Genomic DNA, 20,045 nt, shown 5'->3' with positions numbered 1-20,045 from the left:
GTTCTGCAAAAGAGCAACGTTTTACAACGGTAGCCTGCATCCCGATACACGCCAGGCGAGCCACCCGACTTTACTTCACACGTGCATTTATCAAGCTTATGGCCATTTTGAACATTCTCGAATTTCCGGACCCGCGCCTGCGCACTATCGCCAAACCGGTGGCCGTAGTGGACGACGAAGTGCGTCAGTTGGTCGATGACATGTTTGAAACAATGTATGAGGCGCCCGGCATCGGCCTCGCCGCGACCCAGGTCAACGTGCACAAGCGTATCGTCGTCATGGACCTCTCCGAAGACCGCAGCGAGCCGCGGGTGTTCATCAACCCCGAGTTCGAAACCCTGACCGACGAGATGGAGCAGTACCAGGAAGGCTGCCTGTCGGTGCCGGGCTTCTACGAAAACGTCGACCGTCCGCAGAAGGTCAAGATCAAGGCCCTGGACCGTGACGGCCAGCCTTACGAGCTGATCGCCGAAGGCCTGCTGGCGGTGTGCATCCAGCACGAATGCGACCACCTCAACGGCAAGTTGTTCGTCGATTACCTGTCAAATCTCAAGCGTGACCGGATCAAGAAAAAACTGGAAAAGATCCATCGCCAGAACGCTTGATGCCCCTCTTCAAAGGCTTGCCGCGGCAAGCCTTTTTCTTTTTGCGACTGCTTTGTAATTGAGAGTTTTCCATGACTGAGCCACTGCGCATCGTCTTTGCCGGCACTCCCGAGTTTGCCGCCGAACACCTCAAGGCCCTGCTGGCCAGCCCCCACGAAATCGTCGCGGTCTACACCCAGCCGGACCGTCCTGCCGGTCGCGGACAAAAACTGATGCCCAGCCCGGTCAAGCAACTGGCCCTGGAGCACGGCATCACGGTGCTGCAGCCGCCGACCCTGCGCGACGCCCAGGCCCAAGCCGAATTGGCGGCACTGAAACCGGACTTGATGGTGGTGGTCGCCTACGGCCTGATCCTGCCGCAAGTGGTGCTCGATATTCCGCGCCTGGGTTGCATCAACAGCCACGCCTCGCTGCTGCCGCGCTGGCGCGGTGCCGCACCGATCCAGCGTGCCGTGGAAGCGGGCGATGCCGAGAGCGGCGTGACCGTGATGCGCATGGAAGCCGGCCTGGACACCGGGCCGATGCTGCTCAAGGCCAGCACCCCCATCAGCGCCGAAGACACCGGCGGCAGCCTGCACGATCGCCTCGCGCTGATCGGCCCGCCAGCGGTGGTCCAGGCCATCGCAGGCCTGGCCGCCGGCACGCTGGAAGGCGACGTGCAGGACGACAGCCTCGCCACCTACGCGCACAAACTGAACAAGGACGAAGCCCGCATCGACTGGAGCCGCCCGGCCGTTGAGCTGGAACGCCTCGTGCGCGCCTTCAACCCTTGGCCGATCTGCCACAGCACCTTGAACGGCGAAGCCCTGAAAGTGCTGGCAGCCAGCTGCGCCGAAGGGCAGGGCGCACCGGGAGAAATCCTCAGCGCCAGCAAGGACGGCCTCATCGTCGCCTGTGGCGAGCAGGCACTGTGCCTGACCCGTCTGCAACTGCCCGGCGGCAAGGCGCTGAATTTCAGTGACCTGTTCAACAGCCGTCGTGAGAAATTCGCTGTCGGCACCGTCCTCGGCCAAGCGACGGACGCCTCATGAACCCGCGTCTGGCCGCCGCCAAGGCACTTGCCGCCGTCCTCAGCGGCAAAGCTTCGCTGAACAGTTCCCTGCCGACCCAACTGGACAAGGTCGAAGACCGCGATCGCGGCTTCACCCAGGACCTGGCGTTCGGCACCGCCCGTTGGCAGCCACGCCTCTCGGCCCTCGCGGCGAAGCTGTTGCAAAAGCCCTTCAAGGCCGCCGATGCCGACGTCGAAGCGCTGCTGCTGGTGGGCCTCTATCAATTGCTCTACACCCGCGTCCCGGCCCACGCCGCCATCGGCGAAACCGTCGGTTGCGCCGACAAGCTGAAAAAGCCTTGGGCCAAGGCCCTGCTCAACGCCGTGTTGCGCCGCGCCCAGCGCGAAAGCGAAACCCTGCTGGCCGAACTGGAACACGACCCGGTGGTGCGCACCGCCCACCCGCGCTGGTTGCAGAAATCCCTCAAGGCGTTCTGGCCCGAGCAATGGGAAGCCATCTGCGCGGCCAACAATGCCCACCCGCCGATGATCCTGCGGGTCAACCGTCGCCACCACACACGCGATGCCTACCTGGCGTTGCTGGGCGAGGCGGGTATCCCGGCCATTCCGTGCCAGTACAGCCGCGACGGCATCGTCCTGGAAACCCCGGGCGATGTGCGTGCACTGCCGGGCTTCGCCGAGGGCTGGATCAGCGTCCAGGACGAAGCCGCGCAATTGGCTGCCGACCTGCTGGAGCTGGCGCCCGGCCAACGGGTGCTGGACGCCTGTTGCGCGCCGGGTGGCAAGACTTGTCACATCCTCGAGGCCGAGCCGAAACTGGCCGGCGTGGTGGCCGTTGACCTGGAAGCCAAGCGCCTGGTGCGAGTGAAGGAAAACCTTGAGCGCCTGGGCCTGGACGCCGAACTATTCGCCGCCGACGGTCGCGACACGGCTGCGTGGTGGGACGGCAAGCCGTTCCAGCGCATCCTGTTGGACGCGCCTTGCTCGGCCACCGGCGTGATCCGTCGCCATCCGGACATCAAGCTCACCCGGCAGCCGGACGACATTGCCGCATTGGCTGTGTTGCAAGGCGAACTGCTTGATGCCATGTGGTCGACCCTGGACGTGGGCGGCATGCTGCTCTACGCCACCTGCTCGACTTTGCCGACGGAAAACACCGAAGTGATCGAAGCATTCCTCGCTCGCACGCCGGGTGCCCGTGAGCTGGACATTGCCACCCAGGCTGGCATCAAGCAGCCCCATGGCCGGCAGTTGTTGGCCCAGGAAGGCGGGCACGACGGGTTCTATTACGCCAAGCTGATCAAAATCGCCGCCGCACGCGGTTAAAACCGATTCGATAGGAGTGACTGGATGAAAATCATCATCCTGGGTGCAGGGCAGGTTGGCGGTTCGCTGGCGGAACACCTGGCCAGCGAGGCCAACGACATCACCGTGGTCGACACCGACGGCGAACGCCTGCGCGACCTCGGCGACCGCCTCGACATCCGTACGGTACAAGGGCGCGGCTCCTTGCCGACGGTATTGCGCCAGGCCGGCGCCGACGACGCCGACATGCTGGTGGCGGTGACCAACAGCGACGAAACCAACATGGTCGCCTGCCAGGTCGCCCACACGTTGTTTCACACCCCGACCAAAATCGCCCGGGTTCGCGAAGGGGCCTACCTGACCCGCGCCGACCTGTTCGACAACGAAGCGATCCCGGTGGACGTGCTGATCAGCCCCGAGCAGGTGGTGACCAACTACATCAAGCGCCTGATCGAACACCCCGGTGCCCTGCAAGTGATCGATTTTGCCGAGAGCAAGGCGCAACTGGTGGCGGTCAAGGCCTATTACGGCGGACCGCTGGTGGGCCAGCAACTGCGCCAATTGCGCGAGCACATGCCCAATGTCGAGACCCGCGTGGCAGCGATTTTCCGCCGTGACCGGCCGATCCTGCCCCAGGGCGACACCGTGATCGAAGCCGATGACGAAGTCTTCTTCATCGCCGCCAAAGCGAATATTCGCGCGGTCATGAGCGAAATGCGCCGCCTCGACGAAAACTACAAACGCATCGTCATCGCCGGCGGCGGCCAGATCGGCGAACGCCTGGCCGAAGCCATCGAAAGCCGCTACCAGGTCAAGATCATCGAGATGAACCCGGCACGCTGCCGCTACCTCTCCGACACCCTCGACAGCACCGTGGTGCTGCAGGGCAGCGCCTCCGACCGCGACCTGCTGCTGGAAGAAAACATCGCCGACGCCGACATCTTCCTGGCCCTGACCAACGACGACGAAGCCAACATCATGTCCTCGCTCCTGGCCAAGCGCCTGGGGGCCAGGAAGGTCATGACCATCATCAACAACCCGGCCTACGTCGACCTGATCCAGGGCGGCGACATCGACATCGCCATCAGCCCGCAACTGGCAACCATCGGCACCTTGCTCGCCCACGTACGCCGCGGCGACATCGTCAGCGTCCACTCCCTGCGCCGCGGCGCGGCCGAAGCCATCGAAGCCATCGCCCACGGCGACGCCAAGTCCAGCAAAGTCATCGGCAAAGCCATCCGCGACATCGGCCTACCACCCGGCACCACCATCGGCGCCATCATCCGCGACGAAGAAGTCCTCATCGCCCACGACGACACCGTGATCCAGACCGGCGACCATGTGATCCTGTTCCTGGTAGATAAGAAGCACATTCGTGATGTGGAGAAGCTGTTCCATGTGGGGTTGAGTTTCTTCTGATCCAGGCTGTGCGGTGGCAGTCATGGCCTCATCGCGAGCAGGCTCGCTCCCACAAGGGTTCGCTGTCGTTCACAAATATTGTGATCGACCGAGATCCACTGTGGGAGCGAGCCTGCTCGCGAAAGCTATCTAACTCCCAGCAGATCCATCACTGACACAACAGATAAGGACGCCCCATGCTCGACTCCCTGGAAAAAATGCTCGCCAAGGGCATGGACAACGCCCTTCTCCGCTTCGGCCTTGGCAAAGGCTACCTAGTCCTAGGCGAGTTCCCCCGCGCCGCCGAACACCTCCAACGCTGCGTTGAATTCGACCCGAAGTACTCCGCAGCCTGGAAACTACTGGGCAAGGCCCACCAAGGCCAAGGCGACGCCGCCGCAGCCCGCCAAGCCTGGGAACAAGGCCTGGAAGCCGCCCGGGCCCATGGCGACAAACAGGCTGAAAAAGAAATGACCGTGTTCCTCAAGAAGCTGGATCGCCAGCCCTGAATCCACACAAAACTGCTTTTGTGGCAAGGGAGCTTGCTCCCGCTTGACTGGGCTGGCGCTCCAGTGCGCAGCACTCACAAAAAAGCCTACCGCGTTCTCAATACCAGCCCATCAAGCAGCCAACACGATCTGTCTGGCTGCTTACTGACAGGCTTTCACTGCTTCAGCATCGGCCCCCAACGCACCCTCTCGATACTGATCACCAAGACCTGACCGGAGACATACATGTCCGAAATTACTCAATTGGTCATTGCCTTGGTGTTGTCCTTTCTGCTTGATCGATTCCTCAAACCGTATCTGCTGCGCAAGTGGCTAGGCGTGGTGTTGATGGCTGCGGGTGTGGTTGGCTGCTTTGTGGCAGGTCAGACCCGCGTGTTGGGGTTTGATCTGGGATTGCTGTCGGTTTTTGCCGTGGTGATAGGGATGGGGTTGTTCATGAAGCGGCGGCGGTTTGAGGAGGTTGGCTGAGGGGGGATGGCGGATGGATTAATATCAGGTAATAAATCCGTTCCCTTAAGTGGTCCTGTGTATGCGCATTGCAGTGCTGGCCCTGGTCCTCACGCTGTTCGGCTGCGCTAGCGCGTCGGACCCGCCGAGGGGCGAGGGTGGCGGTTGGCGGTCCTTCTATGTGGTGAATCATGGACTGCATACTGGGTTGGTGATTGCACGCTCCGATCTGCTTCAAGTGCTTCCCGCACTGGTCGAAGCATTCAGCGAAGGCGACTTCGTTGAGTTCGGCTGGGGTGACGAGGATTTCTACCGAGCCCCACAAGCCACCTTGAGCCTCGCCCTGGGAGCCTTGTTCGGGTCGACGGCAACCGTGCTGCATGCGGTCAAGATTGACGGGGACCCGAGGCGGCGTTTCGCCGCAAGCGAGGTCATCGAGGTGCGGGTGACGGAGGACGGCTACCGACGACTGCTCGCGTTCGTGGCCGGGACCTTCACCCGCTCAGCGACGGGCACCTTGGTGGTGCTCGGGCCTGGCCTGTATGGAGAGAGCCGGTTCTACCAGGCCGAGGGTCACTATTCGCTTTTTTATACCTGCAATACCTGGGTCGCAGAGGCGCTGGCCGCGAGCAACTGCCCAATGTCGCCCGTAGCGGTGATTACGGCGGGGAACGTCATGTCGCAGTTGCGCAGAGCGACAGCGGTCGGCACTTTTTGCGGGCTCGCTCCCACAGTGGGCGGCGTTGGGCTCGGTGTTCGGTTCGACACATCCCCCCTCGTGTGGAAGTGAGAGCAAATTTCCCCTTCCTGATAGCCAGTCCCTGTGGCGATTCAGGCGCTTGATGCCGACAGAACCGCTTCCAGATCTTTATAGCATCGTGTCGGTTGGTATAGATAATCTATCTGCGAATCATTAGCATTAGCATTAGCGGCATTGGCCGTTTCCCCGCAGGTACTCACTCATGCTATTTCCATCTCGCCTTACGTTGCTCGCTGCGTGCTGCTCAGTCAGTTTTCTTGCCCAGGCGGCAGCGCCTATTGAATTGGGCGTGACCGACGTTACTGCCGATGCGATTAAAACCAATTCCAACACGCTATCGGCGCCCTATGCGGGGGGGCAGGTGGCGAGGGGAGGCCAGATGGGGGTGCTGGGCAATCAGGACAACATGGATGTCCCGTTCGTGATGACCAGTTACACCTCGCAGTTGATTGAAGATCAGCAAGCGGAAGACGTGGGTGATGTGCTGCTCAATGATCCTTCGGTGCGTCAGTCCTATGGGTTTGGTAACCAATCCCAGGTGTTCGTGATTCGAGGCCTGCCGCTTGCTAGCGACGACATTTCCTACAACGGGCTGTACGGTGTTTTACCGCGCCAAATTCTGTCGACGGATGCGATCGAGCGCGTCGAGGTGTTCAAGGGGCCCAACGCGTTCATCAACGGCGTCAGCCCGACGGGTTCGGGTCTTGGGGGCGGTGTCAATTTGCAGCCCAAGCGCGCGGAGGATGTCGCGACTCGTCGCTATACGCAGAACATCAGCACCGATGGCCGCATGGGCGAGCATTTGGATATCGGGCAGCGGTTCGGCGAGGACAATCGGTTTGGCGCCAGGTTGAACCTGAGCCAGCGCGAAGGTGAAACAGCGATCGACAACCAGGATCAGCGCACAAAGTTGTTCGTTGCTGGCTTGGACTATCGAGGTGATGACTTCCGCGTTTCCACCGATTTCGGGTACCAGAAACAGCGTATCAATGGACTGCGTAACTCTGTAAACATCGGCAACGCCACGCGCATTCCCACGGCTCCGGATGCGAGTCACAATTATGGACAGGACTGGACTTACTCCGAAACCGAAGACACCTTCGGCATGGTTCGTGGCGATTGGGACTTGAACGAAAACTGGACCGCCTACCTGGCTGGCGGTGTAAAGCACACCCGAGAAACTGGGGTATACGCCACACCGACGCTGGTCGGCAATAACGGTGTCGCGACGATCGGTGGCTCAGAAATTCCACACAACGAAGACAACACATCGTTCAGTGGCGGGCTGAACGGGCGCTTCAACACGGGACCTGTTTCCCACCAGGTTGCGATCGGCGGCTCAACGATCTGGACCGAGCAGGAAAACGCCTACACCTTCTATCGTCCCGTTACCGGCAACAGCAATCTCTACGACACCCCAACGCTACCCAAGCCGACCGCGGTGTCCAGCACCGGCGGTGAAATGGGCGATCCCGGGGTGACCGGCAAAACCCGCAACCGTAGCCTAGCGATTTCCGACACGTTGGGCTTGTTCGATGACAAATTGCTGGTCACTTATGGTGTCCGTCGTCAGCAGTTGCGTGTCGAAAACTATAAGTACGATGGCACCACCTCAAACGGTGTAGCCAATCCAGCAAACGACGGCAGCCGTAGCACGCTCTACGATGAAGCCGTTACCACGCCTGTCTACGGCATTGTCTACAAGCCTGTGGAGAGCGTGTCGCTCTACGCCAACCGAATCGAAGGCCTTGCAAAAGGGCCAGTGGCGTCCGGTTCAGGCATCACCAACCTGGGCCAAGCCTTTCCCCCGGGCCGCACAAAACAGTTGGAAGCGGGCATCAAGCTGGACATGCAAACCTTCGGTGCCAACGTGGGTGTTTTCCGTATCGAGAAACCTTCCGATGGCTACGTCGACAACGCGCAGAACCTCTATGTGCGTGACGGTGAGCAGGTCAACAAAGGGCTGGAGATCAGCGTATTCGGCGAGCCCATCGAAGGTCTCCGGTTGATGGCCGGCGGCACCCGAATGACGTCCGAACTCAAAAAAACTGCGGGCGGTTTCAACGATGGCAACCACGCCATTGGCGTGCCAACGTTCCAGCTCAATGCCAGCGTGGATTGGGATGTCCCAGGCATCGAAGGCGCCGCGCTCAGCGCGAGGATGTTGCGCACGGGCGGGCAGTACGCGGATCAGGCTAACAACTTGACTTTGCCGACCTGGAACCGGTTCGACGCGGGCGCACGTTATAAGATGAAATTCGTAGAGAAAGACCTGACGTTGCGCGTCAATGTGGAAAACATTACCGACAAGAACTACTGGGCCTCGGCGAACGGCGGCTATCTTTCGCAGGGTGATCCGCGGTTGGTGAAGTTTTCGGGGACTATTGATTTCTGATCAGAAGCGGAACGTGGAGCGTCCCTGGCGACATCCATGGGAGCAAAGCTTGCTCGGATAGTGGAGACCCGCCAAACCTGTATCGACAGACCTGCCCCAATCGCGAGCAAGCTTTGCTCCCACAGATTTCGGCATTTTTTCAGGTAAACCGCATCGTCTGGTTTTGCGACTGCTGCGCCCGAGACGTCGGACCGGCCGAGCGGGAGCAAGCTCCCTCGCCACGGGGAGATGCATTATCAGGAAGCAAGTGGCCTCGCCTTGGCTTCATTTGCGCTTAAGCATCTCCGGCAACTGCGCCACCAACTTCTGATTATTCAACGGCGCCCGAATAAACCCGCGTTGCTTGCCGTCCGGTCCAATCACGGCAAGGTTGCCGCTGTGATCGACGGTGTAGTTGGGTTTGCTAGTGTCCGCCGGGATGAACGGGATGCTCACCGCATTTGCCAGTTTCTGCAGGTCTTCCACCGAGGCGGCGGTGAGGCCTTTGAACTGCGGGTCGAAGTAACCCAGGTATTGCTTGAGTTGCTTAGGGGTGTCGCGGTTCGGGTCGACGCTTACCAATACGACCTGCAACTTGGCCACAGCCTCGGGCGGCAGTTCGCTTTTGATCTGGCGCAGTTGGGCGAGGGTGGTTGGGCAGATGTCCGGGCAGAAGGTGTAGCCGAAGAACAGCAGGCTCCACTTGTCTTTCAGCCCATCCATCGCCACGGGCTGGCCGTCCTGGTCGGTCATTTTCACGTCCGGCAGGTTGCGGCTTTGCGGCAGCAGGATGATGCCGGCGTCGATCAATGCGGTCGGGTCACCCTGGCCTTTGCTGGACAGCACCTTGTTGATGGTCAGGCCGAGGATCAGTGCGATCACGGCCGCGAGGATGAAGACGGTTTTCTGGGTTCGAGTCATAGGCTCAACAGTAAGTAGTGATCAACGAGCAGGGCGATGAACAGCAGGAACAAGTACCAAATAGAGTACTTGAACGTATTGATCGCCGCGTGCGGCCGACTGCCACGGTACAACACCACGGCCCATTGCAGAAACCGGGCACCCAGCACTAGCGCACAAACCAGGTAGATCAACCCGCTCATCTGGATCACGAACGGCATCAGGCTCACCGCCAGCAGCACCAAGGTGTACAGCAGGATATGGATCTTGGTGTAGTGCTCGCCGTGGGTCACCGGCAGCATCGGAATGTCGGCCTTGGCGTATTCCTCCTTGCGATGAATCGCCAGGGCCCAGAAGTGCGGTGGTGTCCAGGCGAAGATGATCAACACCAGCAACAGCGGTTCGGCGCTGACGTGTCCGGTGGCCGCCACCCAGCCCAGCAGCGGCGGAGCGGCGCCGGCGAGGCCGCCAATGACGATGTTCTGCGGCGTTGCCCGCTTGAGGAAGCCGGTGTAGATCACGGCGTAACCGAGGAGCGAGGCGAGGGTCAGCCAGGCGGTCAGTGGGTTGGTAAAGATCAGCAACATGGCTTGCCCGGCGACGGCCAGCGCCAGGGCGAAAGTCAGTGCAGCGGCGGGCGAGACCCGCCCTTCGGCCAGCGGCCGCTTATGGGTGCGGGCCATCACCGCGTCGATACGCCGATCTACCACGTGGTTCACCGCGGCCGCGCCACCTGCGCACAGCGCGATGCCCAGGTTGCCGAATACAAGGACCGTCCACGGCACTCCGGCGCGGGTCGCGAGAAACATGCCGACCAGCGAGGTGATCAGCATCAATACCACCACTTTGGGCTTGGTCAGCTCCAGGTAATCGCGCCAGATCGCCTGGCTGTGGCGTTCACCGGTCAAGGTTGCCATGGCATCTCTCCTTTAATCGTAATGGGGGCGACGCCGTGTTCGGGCGGATTGAAGCGCCAGCGCAGCGGGACGTGGTGCCGTACCCGGACCAGGCTGGTGCGGGCGTGATAGTTGACCAGCACCAGGGTCAGCAGCAGGGCGGCGCCCCCGGCATTGTGGGCCACGGCCACCGGCAGCGGCAGATGAAACACGACGTTGCTTATACCTAATGTAATTTGCGCGACCAGCGCGGTGAGGACCAGCCCCGCCAGTCGGGTCATGCCCACCGTCTTCAGTTGCCAAGCCAGCCCAAGCAGCACCACAGTCACCAGTAACGCGCCGATGCGATGGGTCACATGGATGGCGGTACGGGCGTCGCTGTCCAGTTGCCCGCCCAGGTAGTTCGGGCCGATGTGCTGGGTCAGGTGAAAGCCGTTGGCGAAATCGGCGGGCGGCATCCATTCACCATGGCAGGTGGGGAAGTCGATGCAGGCCACCGCGGCGTAGTTGGAACTGACCCAGCCGCCCAAGGCGATCTGGCCGATCACCAGCAGCAGCCCGGCCGTGGCCCAATGTTGCAGGCGCTTGGGCACGGTCAGCGCCGGCAACACGCCGGACAATCTCAGGGTAAGCAGAAACAACAGGCTCAACGTCGCGAACCCGCCCAGCAAATGACCGGTGACCACTTGCGGCCAGAGCTTCAACGTCACGGTCCACATGCCGAACGCCGCTTGCGCGAACACAACGGCGAGGAGAAACAGTGGCAATTTCAATGGCAAGCCAGGGTGACGACGGTTCGTCCAGGCCCGGGCGGCCAGCGCGGCAATCATCAGCGCCAAGGCACCTGCGAAATACCGGTGGACCATCTCGTTCCAGCCTTTATGGGCCTCAACCGGGGCGTCGGGGAAATGCAATTCGGCATGGGCCAGTTGGGCTTCGCCCTTGGGTACGCTGATGAATCCGTAGCAACCCGGCCAGTCGGGGCAACCGAGGCCGGCGTGAGTCAGGCGGGTGTAGGCGCCTAACAGTACGACAATCAATGCCAGCAACGTGGCGAACAGCGCGAGGCGAAATCCAGGCTTGGCCATGTCGATGTCCTCATCCGATGTTCGACAGTTTCAGCAGGTGCCGCAGGTCGTTGAGCAAATCCTTGCCCTTGACCCGGGCGTCGTAGCGCAGCACCAGGTTGCTGTGGGGATCGATGATCCACAGCTGGGCGCCGCCGGAACCCTGGGCGCCTTTCTGATAGGCAGGCAGATCCAGCGGGTAGCGTTGCAGCTGGGGATATTCGCGCTGCAGCTGGGCGTCGTACTCGCTGTCCAGGGGTTGCGCGATGGCCAGGGCATGGCTGGCGCGGCCGGCTTCGCGGCCCAGGCCGATCTGCACTTGCCGGGCAAGGTAGACCAGCTGGCGGCAGTCCACCGAGCACTCTTGAGGGGCCGTCACCAGGATCTGCCAGCGCTGCTCGTCGGCCTGCACGCCGATGTCGGCGCGAGACTGGCCGTTGCCGATCAACTCGCCGTGGTAGCTGCGGCTATCGGGGACCCAGAACTGGAATTTGTACATGCCGGTGGCGAGGATCATCGGGCCGATCACGCCCAGCACAATCAACAGCAATTGCACGCGGCCCTTGCGGCGGCTGCGTGCATTGGGCGCTTCAGACGTGTTGGTTGGATTCATGGTGCTTCCCATGGTGTCTCCCTGCGTTGTGCCATCCGAGATAGAGGAAAAGGCCGAACAGCGCCGCCGCCATGGCGAACCACTGCACGGCATAGCCGAGGTGTTTTTCCGGACCCATGGCAACCACCGGCCAATCGGTCCGGTAGGCGCCGGGGCCGCTTTGTTGTCTTAGTTCGTAAGCGAAGCCGCCACGGTCCAGTTCTGCCCAGAGTTTCTGCGGTTCGATGGTGGTGACCAGCCGCGGCCACGGTGCGCTTGCCGGGTCGGCGTGAAGTTGGAACGTGGCGCCGGGTGCGACGTAGACCCAGGCTTGAAGGTCGACAGTCTGTTCAGGTGTGCTGAAGACTGGCGGGGTGCGGCGATCCGGCCAGGGCAGCCAGCCACGATTGACCAGCAGCCAAAGCCCGCTGGCGTGATCGAGGAACGGCTGCAGCAGTTCGACGCCCACCTTGCCGTCGTGCTGGCGGTTGTCCAGGAGCAGGCTGTGCTCGGCGTCGAATTGGCCACGCAGGCTGACCGGACGAAAGGCCGGATCCGTCGTATCCGAAAGCTCGACGCTGTTCATCGGCTTGGCCACGCGGCGCTCGGCATAAGTGTCCATGAGCACACGTTTCTGTTCGCCCCGGCTCATTTGCCAGAACCCCAGGCACACCATCACCGGCACCAGCACGGCCACCACGAGTGACGGCACGATGCCCGGCCGGAAGCCTTTCATGGCGCCGCCCTAAGGCTAATGAACGGGATAGCTATACTCACGTGCATCGCGTCCCCCCGGAGTGTTTCCAATGCTCAAAGCAGCCATCGCCCTGATGCTGATCGCCACGGTTGCCAGCCTGTTCAGCGGCTTGTTTTTTCTGGTCAAGGACCAAAGCGATTCCAATCGCCTGGTCATCGCCCTGGCAATTCGCGTGGCCTTGGCCGCTGTGACCGTCGGCTTGATTGCCTGGGGCTTTTTCAGCGGCCAGTTGGTGTCGCATGCTCCTTGGTAAAGAGCCGCCCTGATAACGCCTGCCTCAGAGTATGTAGACGAAGAAGAACAAGCCGATCCACACCACATCGACGAAGTGCCAGTACCAGCTCGCGGCCTCGAAGCCGAACTGATGCTCGTTGTCGAAGTGCCCCCGCATGATGCGCATCAGCATCACGAACAGGATGATCGTGCCGATGGTGACGTGGGCGCCGTGGAAACCGGTGAGCATGAAGAACGTCGCGCCGTAGATCCCCGAGCCCAACGTCAGGCCCAGCTCTTTATAGGCGTGGATGTATTCCTCGGCCTGGAAGCCCAGGAACGCGCAACCCAGCAGCACGGTGATCGCCAGCCACACCTTCAATGCGCCGCGATGGCCTTTTTTCAGGGCGTGGTGGGCGATGGTCACGGTGACGCTGGAACTGACCAGCAGGATGGTATTGAGCAGCGGCAAGCCCCAAGGGCTGATCACGTCCTTGGGCGGTGGGAAGAGTTTGGGATCCGGGTTGTTCAACAACGGCCAGACGTATTCGAAGTTCGGCCACAGCATCTCCGACAAACCCTTGCTGCCTTCACCGGCCAGACCGGGCGCCGACACCACTCGTACGTAAAACAACGCGCCGAAGAACGCCACGAAGAACATCACTTCGGAAAAGATGAACCAGCTCATGCCCCAGCGAAACGAGCGATCGAGCTGCGCGCTGTACAGCCCGGCGCGGCTTTCCTTGATGACGGCGCCAAACCAGCCGAACAACATGTAGGCCACCAACAGGCCGCCGACGAAAAAGATCAGCGGGCCGTTGGAGTCCGGGCGTGCCGCCTTCAGGTCGTTGAACCAGGTTGCCAGCCCATACACCGTGACGAACATCCCGACCGTGGCGATGATCGGCCATTTGCTCTGGGCCGGAACGTAATAGTGCTCATGAGTTGCCATTTATTGTTCTCCTTATCGGGCACGCTATCGGTCAGTGTTTAGAGCCACCGGAGGATGACGAGCAGTGATATCGAACAGCGTGTAGGACAGCGTCAGATGCTTCACTTCCTTGGGCATGTCCCGGTCGACGATGAAGCGCATGGGCATCTCGATGCGTTCGCCGGGTTGCAGCACTTGCTGGGTAAAACAAAAACATTCGGTCTTGTGGAAATACGCCGCCGCCGTGCTCGGCGAGATGCTCGGAACTGCCTGGGCGCTCATCGGCCGGTCGGTGGGATTGTGGGCGACGAACACCATTTCGTTCACTGCCCCCGGCTTGACCACCAATTGATCGCCCTTGGGGTAGAAATCCCAGACCATGTCCACCGCGTTGGTCGACAGGAATTGCACCCGCACTTGCCGTGACTCATCCACCGTCTGCACGCCTTCGTACTGCCCACCGGTCTTGCCGTTGATGCCGAACGCCTTGCACATCACGTCGTAGATCGGCACCAGGGCAAACCCGAAGATGAACATGGCCACCACTACCAGCAGCAGGCGGGTGACCAGTTTCTTCAGCGAGATTGAATCAGCCATGGTTCCCGCTCCTCCCCGAGAACCCTGTGGGAGCGAGCCTGCTCGCGATGGCGGCGACTCGGTGTGTCAGACACACCGCCATCGCGAGCAAGCTCGCTCCCACACAAGGCCCCGGAGTCATCTATTTCACTTCCGGCGGCGTAGTAAACGTGTGATACGGCGCCGGCGACGGCACGCTCCACTCCAGCCCTTCGGCGCCATCCCACGGCTTGGCCGGGGCTGGCTCGCCGCCGCGGATGGTCTTGATCACGATGAACAGGAAGAAGATCTGCGTGGTGCCGAACATGAACGCGCCGATGGACGAGACCATGTTGAAGTCGGCGAACTGCAGGTTGTAGTCGGGAATCCGCCGGGGCATGCCCGCCAGGCCGACGAAGTGCATCGGGAAGAACGCCATGTTCATGCCGATGAACGAGAGCCAGAAGTGCAGCTTGCCGAGGGTTTCGTCGTACATGTGGCCGGTCCATTTCGGCAGCCAGTAGTACGCCGAGGCGAAAATCCCGAAGATCGCGCCGGGCACCAGCACGTAGTGGAAATGCGCGACCACAAAGTAGGTGTCCTGGTACTGGAAGTCCGCCGGGGCGATGGCGAGCATGAGCCCGGAGAAGCCGCCGATGGAAAACAGGATCACGAACGCCACGGCGAACAGCATCGGCGTCTCGAAGGTCAGCGAGCCCTGCCACATGGTGCTGGCCCAGTTGAACACCTTCACCCCGGTGGGCACGGCGATCAGCAGGGTCGCGTACATGAAGAACAACTCGCCCACCAGCGGGATGCCGACCACGAACATGTGGTGCGCCCAGACGATGAACGACAGGAACGCAATGGCGGCCGTGGCGTAGACCATCGAGGTGTAGCCGAACAATGGCTTGCGCGAGAACGCCGGGATGATCGAGCTGACGGCACCGAAGGCCGGCAGGATCATGATGTACACCTCGGGGTGGCCGAAGAACCAGAACACATGCTGGAACAGCACCGGGTCACCGCCGCCGGCGGCACTGAAGAAGCTGGTGCCGAAGTGGATGTCCATCAGCATCATCGTCACGCAGCCGGCCAGCACCGGCATGACCGCGATCAGCAAAAACGCGGTGATCAGCCAGGTCCAGACGAACAACGGCATTTTCATCAGGGTCATGCCGGGGGCGCGCAGGTTGAGGATGGTGGCGACCACATTGATCGCGCCCATGATCGAGCTGATGCCCATCAGGTGGATGGCGAAGATGAAAAACGTCACGCTTTCCGGCGCATAGGTGGTGGACAGCGGCGCATAGAATGTCCAGCCGAAATTCGGCCCACCCCCCGGTGTGAACAGCGTCGAGACCAACATCAGGAACGCCGCCGGCAACAGCCAGAAACTGAAGTTGTTCATGCGTGGCAGGGCCATGTCCGGCGCGCCGATCATCAGCGGCACCATCCAGTTGGCAAGGCCGACGAAGGCCGGCATCACCGCGCCGAAGACCATCACCAGGCCATGCATGGTGGTCATCTGGTTGAAGAACTCCGGCTGTACGATCTGCAAACCGGGCTGGAACAGCTCGGCGCGGATCACCATGGCGAACGAGCCGCCCAACAGGAACATGGAGAACGCGAACCACAGGTACAGCGTACCGATGTCCTTGTGGTTGGTGGTCAGCACCCAGCGCATCAGGCCCTTGGCGGGGCCGTGGGCGTGGTCGGCATGACCGTGGTCATCGATCACAGCACTCATGTCCTTTCTCCTTCGAACCAATGGGCTGGACGGCGCGGGGCAACGCGCCCCGACCGGTTGCGGGAACAGACGTCAGGCCGGCTCATTGGCTTTCTGCCTGTTTGAGTTCCAGCACTTCTTTAGGCGTGACCATGTCGCCCTTGTTGTTGCCCCAGGCGTTGCGTTCATAGGTCACGACCGCCGCGATATCGACTTCCGACAATTGTTTGCCGAACGCCGCCATGGAGGTGCCGGTCTTGCCATGGAAGACGATGTTCAAGTGATCCTTGATTGGCCCGGTGGCGATTTTCGAGCCCTTGAGCGCCGGGAACATCGGCGGCAAGCCCTGGCCTTCGGCCTGGTGACATGCAACGCATGTGGTGTGGTAGACCTTGTCGCCACGCTCGACGAGTTCTTCGCGCGTCCACTCCTTGCTGGTCAACTCTTTAAGCTGCGCGGCTTCGGCCTTGCGTTCGCCCAGCCATTTCTCGTAGTCGGGTTTGCTCTTGACCTCTACCACGATCGGCATGAAGCCATGGTCCTTGCCACACAACTCGGCGCATTGGCCGCGATAGATGCCGGGCTTGTCGACGCGGGTCCATGCTTCGTTGACGAACCCTGGAATAGCGTCGCGCTTGACCGCGAAGGCCGGCACCCACCAGGAGTGGATCACGTCGGCGGAGGTCACCAGAAAGCGCACCTTGGCATCGACCGGCAGCACCAGCGGCTTGTCGACTTCCAGCAGGTAGTGCTCGCCCTTGGCGCTCTGGTTGTTGATCTGTTCGGCGGGGGTCGCCAGGTTGCTGAAGAACTCGACGTCCTGGCCCAGGTATTTGTAGTGCCACTTCCATTGATAGCCGGTGACCTGGATGTCGATCTCCGACTCGCTGGAGTCGTACATCTTGATCAGCGTGGCTGTGGCAGGGATCGCCATCAGCACCAGGATCAGGAAGGGCACGATGGTCCAGAGGATTTCGACGCGGGTGTTTTCGTGGAAGTGCGCGGCATTCTGGCCGGTTGAGCGGCGGTGCATCATCATCGACCAGAACATGGCGCCGAAGACGATGATGCCGATGACCACACAGATCCAGAAAATGGTCATGTGAAGGTCGAACACTGCATTGCTGATCTGTGTCGCTCCAGGCGCCATATTCACAGTCCAGGCCGCTTGCGCCTGACTGAAAATCGACCACAACAGGAGGCCCATCCATACGTGTGGATGTCGCGTCATTGCGGGTTCCCCTTATCGTTCTTGTTATCCCGTAGGCGTAACGCCTGCGGCAAGGGATCGGCTTTTCAGACTGCTTAATTGACTCGCCGCGCCTTGCTGCACATGCAATCGGGTGTCATCAGCTAACTCCATTCCAACCCGAGTATAGACAGCACCTGCAACCTCGCAACGCGACGGCGTAAATCGTTTGAAACAGCCGGGGCTTGCGCTAGAGCCCATGAATGGAGAAGGATGCGAACTGAGTGATGGCAAACCGATATAACGGCGACGTATCAGGGAAGGGGCGGTTATGAAAAATAGGTCTTAGGAGTCAATGCGCGCCAGCTAAGTTATGTCATTCCTATTTCATTGCCTGTTGTTTCCTGGAGTTGTCATGAACACCGCCGCATTGCGCGAGCAGATCCAAAAAGCCCTGCAACATGAGGCCGAGACCGGCCTGTTGAGCCGTCAGTTGACGGCGCAGTTACCAACGCTGCACCCCGCCATTCAGTTGCCGGATGCGAACGCCAATGACGTCCTGGCGAGATTTGTCGCCGCCTACATCAACGAAGTGCCTGACCTGCTGGATGCAGCCAACGTCGTTGCCAGGGAGGCGGGTATCGAGTCGCAAATCAAACCCGTACTGAAAATTGCCGAGCAGTACTTTCTCCAGCCACCGACCATCACGGCCGGGCATGTCGGGCTCAACAGCCTGCTCGACGAAGCCTATCTGGCGCACCGGTTCGTCGAAGAGGTGAACGACCTCTACATCAAGCATTTCGGCCAGCCGCTGATTCCGTTGGACATGACGGTCGCCAACCTGATCGCCCACCAATTGATCGGTGAGGCGTTTGCCAACCAGCTCGATGAAGTGGTGCATCACACGTTCGATGAGATGCTCAACGACGAGACGTTTGCGTTGGAGTCGGTGGAAGCCTATCGCGAGAAGCTCAGCAGCCCGGAGACCGGCGCGGCCTGGAAGCGCTGGCCGTGCATGTCGCGTCGCTTGGGCGTGGGCCTGGAGCTTGATCAGCCGGCGGCTTGATCTACCGGGGACACATAACCCCCTGTGGGAGCGAGCTTGCTCGCGATTGCATTGGGTCAGCCACAGTGTAGTGGACTGACACGCCGCCATCGCGAGCAAGCTCGCTCCCGCATTGAGTTTGTGGTCTTCAAGAATTATCTGCCCTACACCCAGCTCCGTTGGGAGTGAGCTGTCAGGCAGAGGCTGCGCCAACCCCCACCGTCGTGCGCAACCGCCCTTCCAACCGGCGCTTGAGCCCGCGGGATTCAATCAGCAGCTTCGAACCCTTGCTGGCGTTCGCCCGGCCCCATTCTTCGAGCAACTCCAGGCACGAGTGATCGATGTAGCTCAGGTTATTGAGCGGCACATGCACCGTCGCGCCTTCGGGAATGGTACCTAGTACCTGGGTCAAGGCCGGAACCTTGAGGAAGGTTGCCGCACCCACCAATCGCAGTTCCATCTCGCCTTCCTGCGGCAGGTCGATCAGGCTGATTTTCAGGCGCGAAGCTTTCCAGGCCAGCTTCACCAGGGTCAGGCCGAAACCGACCAGTACACCGGTCAACAGGTCGGTGAAGATGATCGCCAGTGCCGTTGCGGCATAGGTGAACATGGGCATCCGCCCATAACGACCGAGGCTGCGGAACGCCTTGATGTCCACCAGCTTGAAACCGGTATAGACCAGCACACCCGCCAGGCTCGCCACCGGAATGCTTTGCAGCACGCTCGACAGCAACAGCACGAACAGCAGCAACCACAAGCCGTGGAAGATCGTCGACATCCGCGTGGTCGCGCCGGCCTGGACATTGGCCGAGCTGCGCACGATCACGCCGGTCATGGGCAAGGCGCCGAGCAGGCCGCAGAGCATGTTGCCGATACCTTGCGCCGATAATTCCCGGTCGAAATCCGCCCGTTCGCCGCTGTGCATGCGGTCCACGGCGGCCGCCGACAGCAGGGTTTCGGCGCTGGCGATGAAGGCGACCGCGAAGGCCGCGATCAGCAGCGTTGGATCGGCCAGGTTCAGCAGATCCGCCGGGCGCAGCCAGTCAATGGCTTCGGCCATGTTTTCCGGGACTTCCACGCGCTTGACCTGCAACGCCAGCAGCAGGCTCGCGACGGTTGCCAGGCCGACGCCCAGCAGCGCGCCAGGAATGAAGCGCAGGCTATGGGGCCGAAATTTTTCCCACAGCCACATCACCGCGATCGTCGAAAGGCCCAGCAAGCCGGCCTGCCAGCCGAACGACGGCAAGGCCTGGGCGACTGCCGCAGGGAATGCCGCCAGGTTGTCCAGGCCGGAAGGCTTGGGCGCTGCGTCGAGCATCACATGGACCTGGGACAACACGATCAGCACGCCGATACCGGCGAGCATGCCGTACACCACCGCAGGCGCGGTGACCCGGAACCAGCACCCGAGGCGAAAGCGTCCGGCCAACAGTTGCAGAAGGCCGGCCAACAAGAGGATCGGCCCGAGCATGGCCACGCCGTGCTGGCGCACCAGTTCGAAAACCAACACCGCCAACCCGGCGGCCGGACCGCTGACTTGCAGCTTGGAGCCCGCCAGAAAACCCACCACCAAACCACCGATGATCCCGGTAATCAGGCCCTTGGCCGGTGGCAGGCCTGATGCGATGGCAATGCCCATGCACAATGGCAGCGCCACGAGGAATACAACCACCGAAGCCAACAGCTCCCGTGGCAGAACAGCTTTTAATTGAGCAGCACGCATGGCGACTCTCCCGAAGTTTCTTCAGGCATGGCGAGGCC

At 61.2% G+C, this 20,045-nt stretch carries 20 protein-coding genes; 10 read left to right on the top strand and 10 right to left on the bottom strand.

The features are described from left to right. Positions 1-98: 98 nt before the first annotated feature. The 8 genes from def to ACLK1G_RS14155 all read left to right on the top strand — a co-directional run bounded on the left by def (position 99) and on the right by ACLK1G_RS14155 (position 8,431). A complete protein-coding gene (gene def / locus ACLK1G_RS14190) occupies positions 99-605 on the top strand; it encodes a peptide deformylase (protein WP_053126951.1) in 507 nt (168 codons plus the stop codon). A gap of 71 nt (positions 606-676) precedes the next feature. Beyond that, positions 677-1,636, top strand: a complete 960-nt coding sequence (gene fmt, locus ACLK1G_RS14185; protein WP_420765995.1) for a methionyl-tRNA formyltransferase — start codon at positions 677-679, stop codon at positions 1,634-1,636. Further along, entirely contained in the window at positions 1,633-2,943 is a 1,311-nt protein-coding gene (rsmB, locus tag ACLK1G_RS14180; RefSeq protein ID WP_420765994.1) for a 16S rRNA (cytosine(967)-C(5))-methyltransferase RsmB, read from the top strand. The genes fmt and rsmB overlap by 4 nt, the downstream gene beginning before the upstream one ends. A gap of 24 nt (positions 2,944-2,967) precedes the next feature. Continuing rightward, on the top strand, positions 2,968-4,341 hold the full coding sequence (trkA, locus tag ACLK1G_RS14175) for a Trk system potassium transporter TrkA (protein ID WP_420765993.1): 1,374 nt from the start codon (positions 2,968-2,970) through the stop codon (positions 4,339-4,341). A 176-nt stretch (positions 4,342-4,517) separates the two neighbouring features. Continuing rightward, positions 4,518-4,829, top strand: coding sequence for a tetratricopeptide repeat protein (locus ACLK1G_RS14170; RefSeq protein ID WP_420765992.1), 312 nt, complete (start codon positions 4,518-4,520; stop codon positions 4,827-4,829). A gap of 225 nt (positions 4,830-5,054) precedes the next feature. After that, entirely contained in the window at positions 5,055-5,297 is a 243-nt protein-coding gene (locus ACLK1G_RS14165) for a hypothetical protein (protein ID WP_420765991.1), read from the top strand. Positions 5,298-5,358: 61 nt separating this feature from the next. Beyond that, a complete protein-coding gene (locus ACLK1G_RS14160) occupies positions 5,359-6,066 on the top strand; it encodes a DUF2459 domain-containing protein (RefSeq protein ID WP_420765990.1) in 708 nt (235 codons plus the stop codon). Positions 6,067-6,238: 172 nt separating this feature from the next. Then, the gene (locus tag ACLK1G_RS14155) at positions 6,239-8,431 is read left to right on the top strand and encodes a TonB-dependent receptor (RefSeq protein WP_420765989.1); all 2,193 of its coding nucleotides are present in this window, start codon (positions 6,239-6,241) and stop codon (positions 8,429-8,431) included. 264 nt (positions 8,432-8,695) lie between these two features. Here ACLK1G_RS14155 and ACLK1G_RS14150 read toward each other — a convergent pair whose 3' ends face one another. Genes ACLK1G_RS14150 through ACLK1G_RS14130 form a run of 5 tightly spaced genes read right to left on the bottom strand, consistent with a single transcriptional unit; the run spans position 8,696 to position 12,601 of the window. Continuing rightward, positions 8,696-9,331 carry an SCO family protein gene (locus ACLK1G_RS14150; RefSeq protein ID WP_420765988.1) on the bottom strand — a complete coding sequence of 212 codons (636 nt, stop codon included), beginning with the start codon at positions 9,329-9,331 and terminating at the stop codon, positions 8,696-8,698. Continuing rightward, positions 9,328-10,227, bottom strand: coding sequence for a heme o synthase (cyoE, locus tag ACLK1G_RS14145; RefSeq protein WP_420765987.1), 900 nt, complete (start codon positions 10,225-10,227; stop codon positions 9,328-9,330). The genes ACLK1G_RS14150 and cyoE overlap by 4 nt, the downstream gene beginning before the upstream one ends. Further along, positions 10,215-11,294: a COX15/CtaA family protein gene (locus tag ACLK1G_RS14140; protein WP_420765986.1), complete on the bottom strand. Its 1,080-nt coding sequence runs from the start codon at positions 11,292-11,294 to the stop codon at positions 10,215-10,217. The genes cyoE and ACLK1G_RS14140 overlap by 13 nt, the downstream gene beginning before the upstream one ends. A 10-nt stretch (positions 11,295-11,304) precedes the next feature. Continuing rightward, on the bottom strand, positions 11,305-11,898 hold the full coding sequence (locus tag ACLK1G_RS14135; RefSeq protein ID WP_420765985.1) for a hypothetical protein: 594 nt from the start codon (positions 11,896-11,898) through the stop codon (positions 11,305-11,307). Next, on the bottom strand, positions 11,864-12,601 hold the full coding sequence (locus ACLK1G_RS14130; RefSeq protein WP_420765984.1) for an SURF1 family protein: 738 nt from the start codon (positions 12,599-12,601) through the stop codon (positions 11,864-11,866). Before ACLK1G_RS14130 ends, ACLK1G_RS14135 begins: the two co-directional genes overlap by 35 nt. Positions 12,602-12,671: 70 nt before the next feature. Between ACLK1G_RS14130 and ACLK1G_RS14125 the strand changes: the two genes are divergently transcribed. After that, the gene (locus ACLK1G_RS14125; protein WP_420765983.1) at positions 12,672-12,875 is read left to right on the top strand and encodes a twin transmembrane helix small protein; all 204 of its coding nucleotides are present in this window, start codon (positions 12,672-12,674) and stop codon (positions 12,873-12,875) included. A 24-nt stretch (positions 12,876-12,899) separates the two neighbouring features. On the opposite strand, the gene ACLK1G_RS14120 is transcribed toward ACLK1G_RS14125, so the two are convergent. From ACLK1G_RS14120 to coxB, 4 genes are all read right to left on the bottom strand, one after another. After that, positions 12,900-13,787, bottom strand: coding sequence for a cytochrome c oxidase subunit 3 (locus tag ACLK1G_RS14120; protein ID WP_420765982.1), 888 nt, complete (start codon positions 13,785-13,787; stop codon positions 12,900-12,902). A gap of 24 nt (positions 13,788-13,811) precedes the next feature. Continuing rightward, a complete protein-coding gene (locus tag ACLK1G_RS14115) occupies positions 13,812-14,363 on the bottom strand; it encodes a cytochrome c oxidase assembly protein (protein ID WP_420765981.1) in 552 nt (183 codons plus the stop codon). 121 nt (positions 14,364-14,484) lie between these two features. After that, positions 14,485-16,071: a cytochrome c oxidase subunit I gene (gene ctaD, locus ACLK1G_RS14110; protein WP_420765980.1), complete on the bottom strand. Its 1,587-nt coding sequence runs from the start codon at positions 16,069-16,071 to the stop codon at positions 14,485-14,487. 82 nt (positions 16,072-16,153) lie between these two features. Further along, positions 16,154-17,281, bottom strand: a complete 1,128-nt coding sequence (coxB, locus tag ACLK1G_RS14105; protein ID WP_420765979.1) for a cytochrome c oxidase subunit II — start codon at positions 17,279-17,281, stop codon at positions 16,154-16,156. A 373-nt stretch (positions 17,282-17,654) separates the two neighbouring features. Between coxB and ACLK1G_RS14100 the strand changes: the two genes are divergently transcribed. Next, positions 17,655-18,305: a hypothetical protein gene (locus tag ACLK1G_RS14100; protein ID WP_420765978.1), complete on the top strand. Its 651-nt coding sequence runs from the start codon at positions 17,655-17,657 to the stop codon at positions 18,303-18,305. 172 nt (positions 18,306-18,477) lie between these two features. Here ACLK1G_RS14100 and ACLK1G_RS14095 read toward each other — a convergent pair whose 3' ends face one another. After that, positions 18,478-20,007: a SulP family inorganic anion transporter gene (locus ACLK1G_RS14095; RefSeq protein WP_420765977.1), complete on the bottom strand. Its 1,530-nt coding sequence runs from the start codon at positions 20,005-20,007 to the stop codon at positions 18,478-18,480. Positions 20,008-20,045 lie beyond the last annotated feature (38 nt).

The sequence above is a fragment of the Pseudomonas algeriensis genome (assembly GCF_048847255.1).
Taxonomy (GTDB): Bacteria; Pseudomonadota; Gammaproteobacteria; order Pseudomonadales; family Pseudomonadaceae; genus Aquipseudomonas.
The sequence above is the reverse complement of the archived record's forward strand: the minus strand, read 5'-3'. Positions and strand labels throughout refer to the sequence as shown.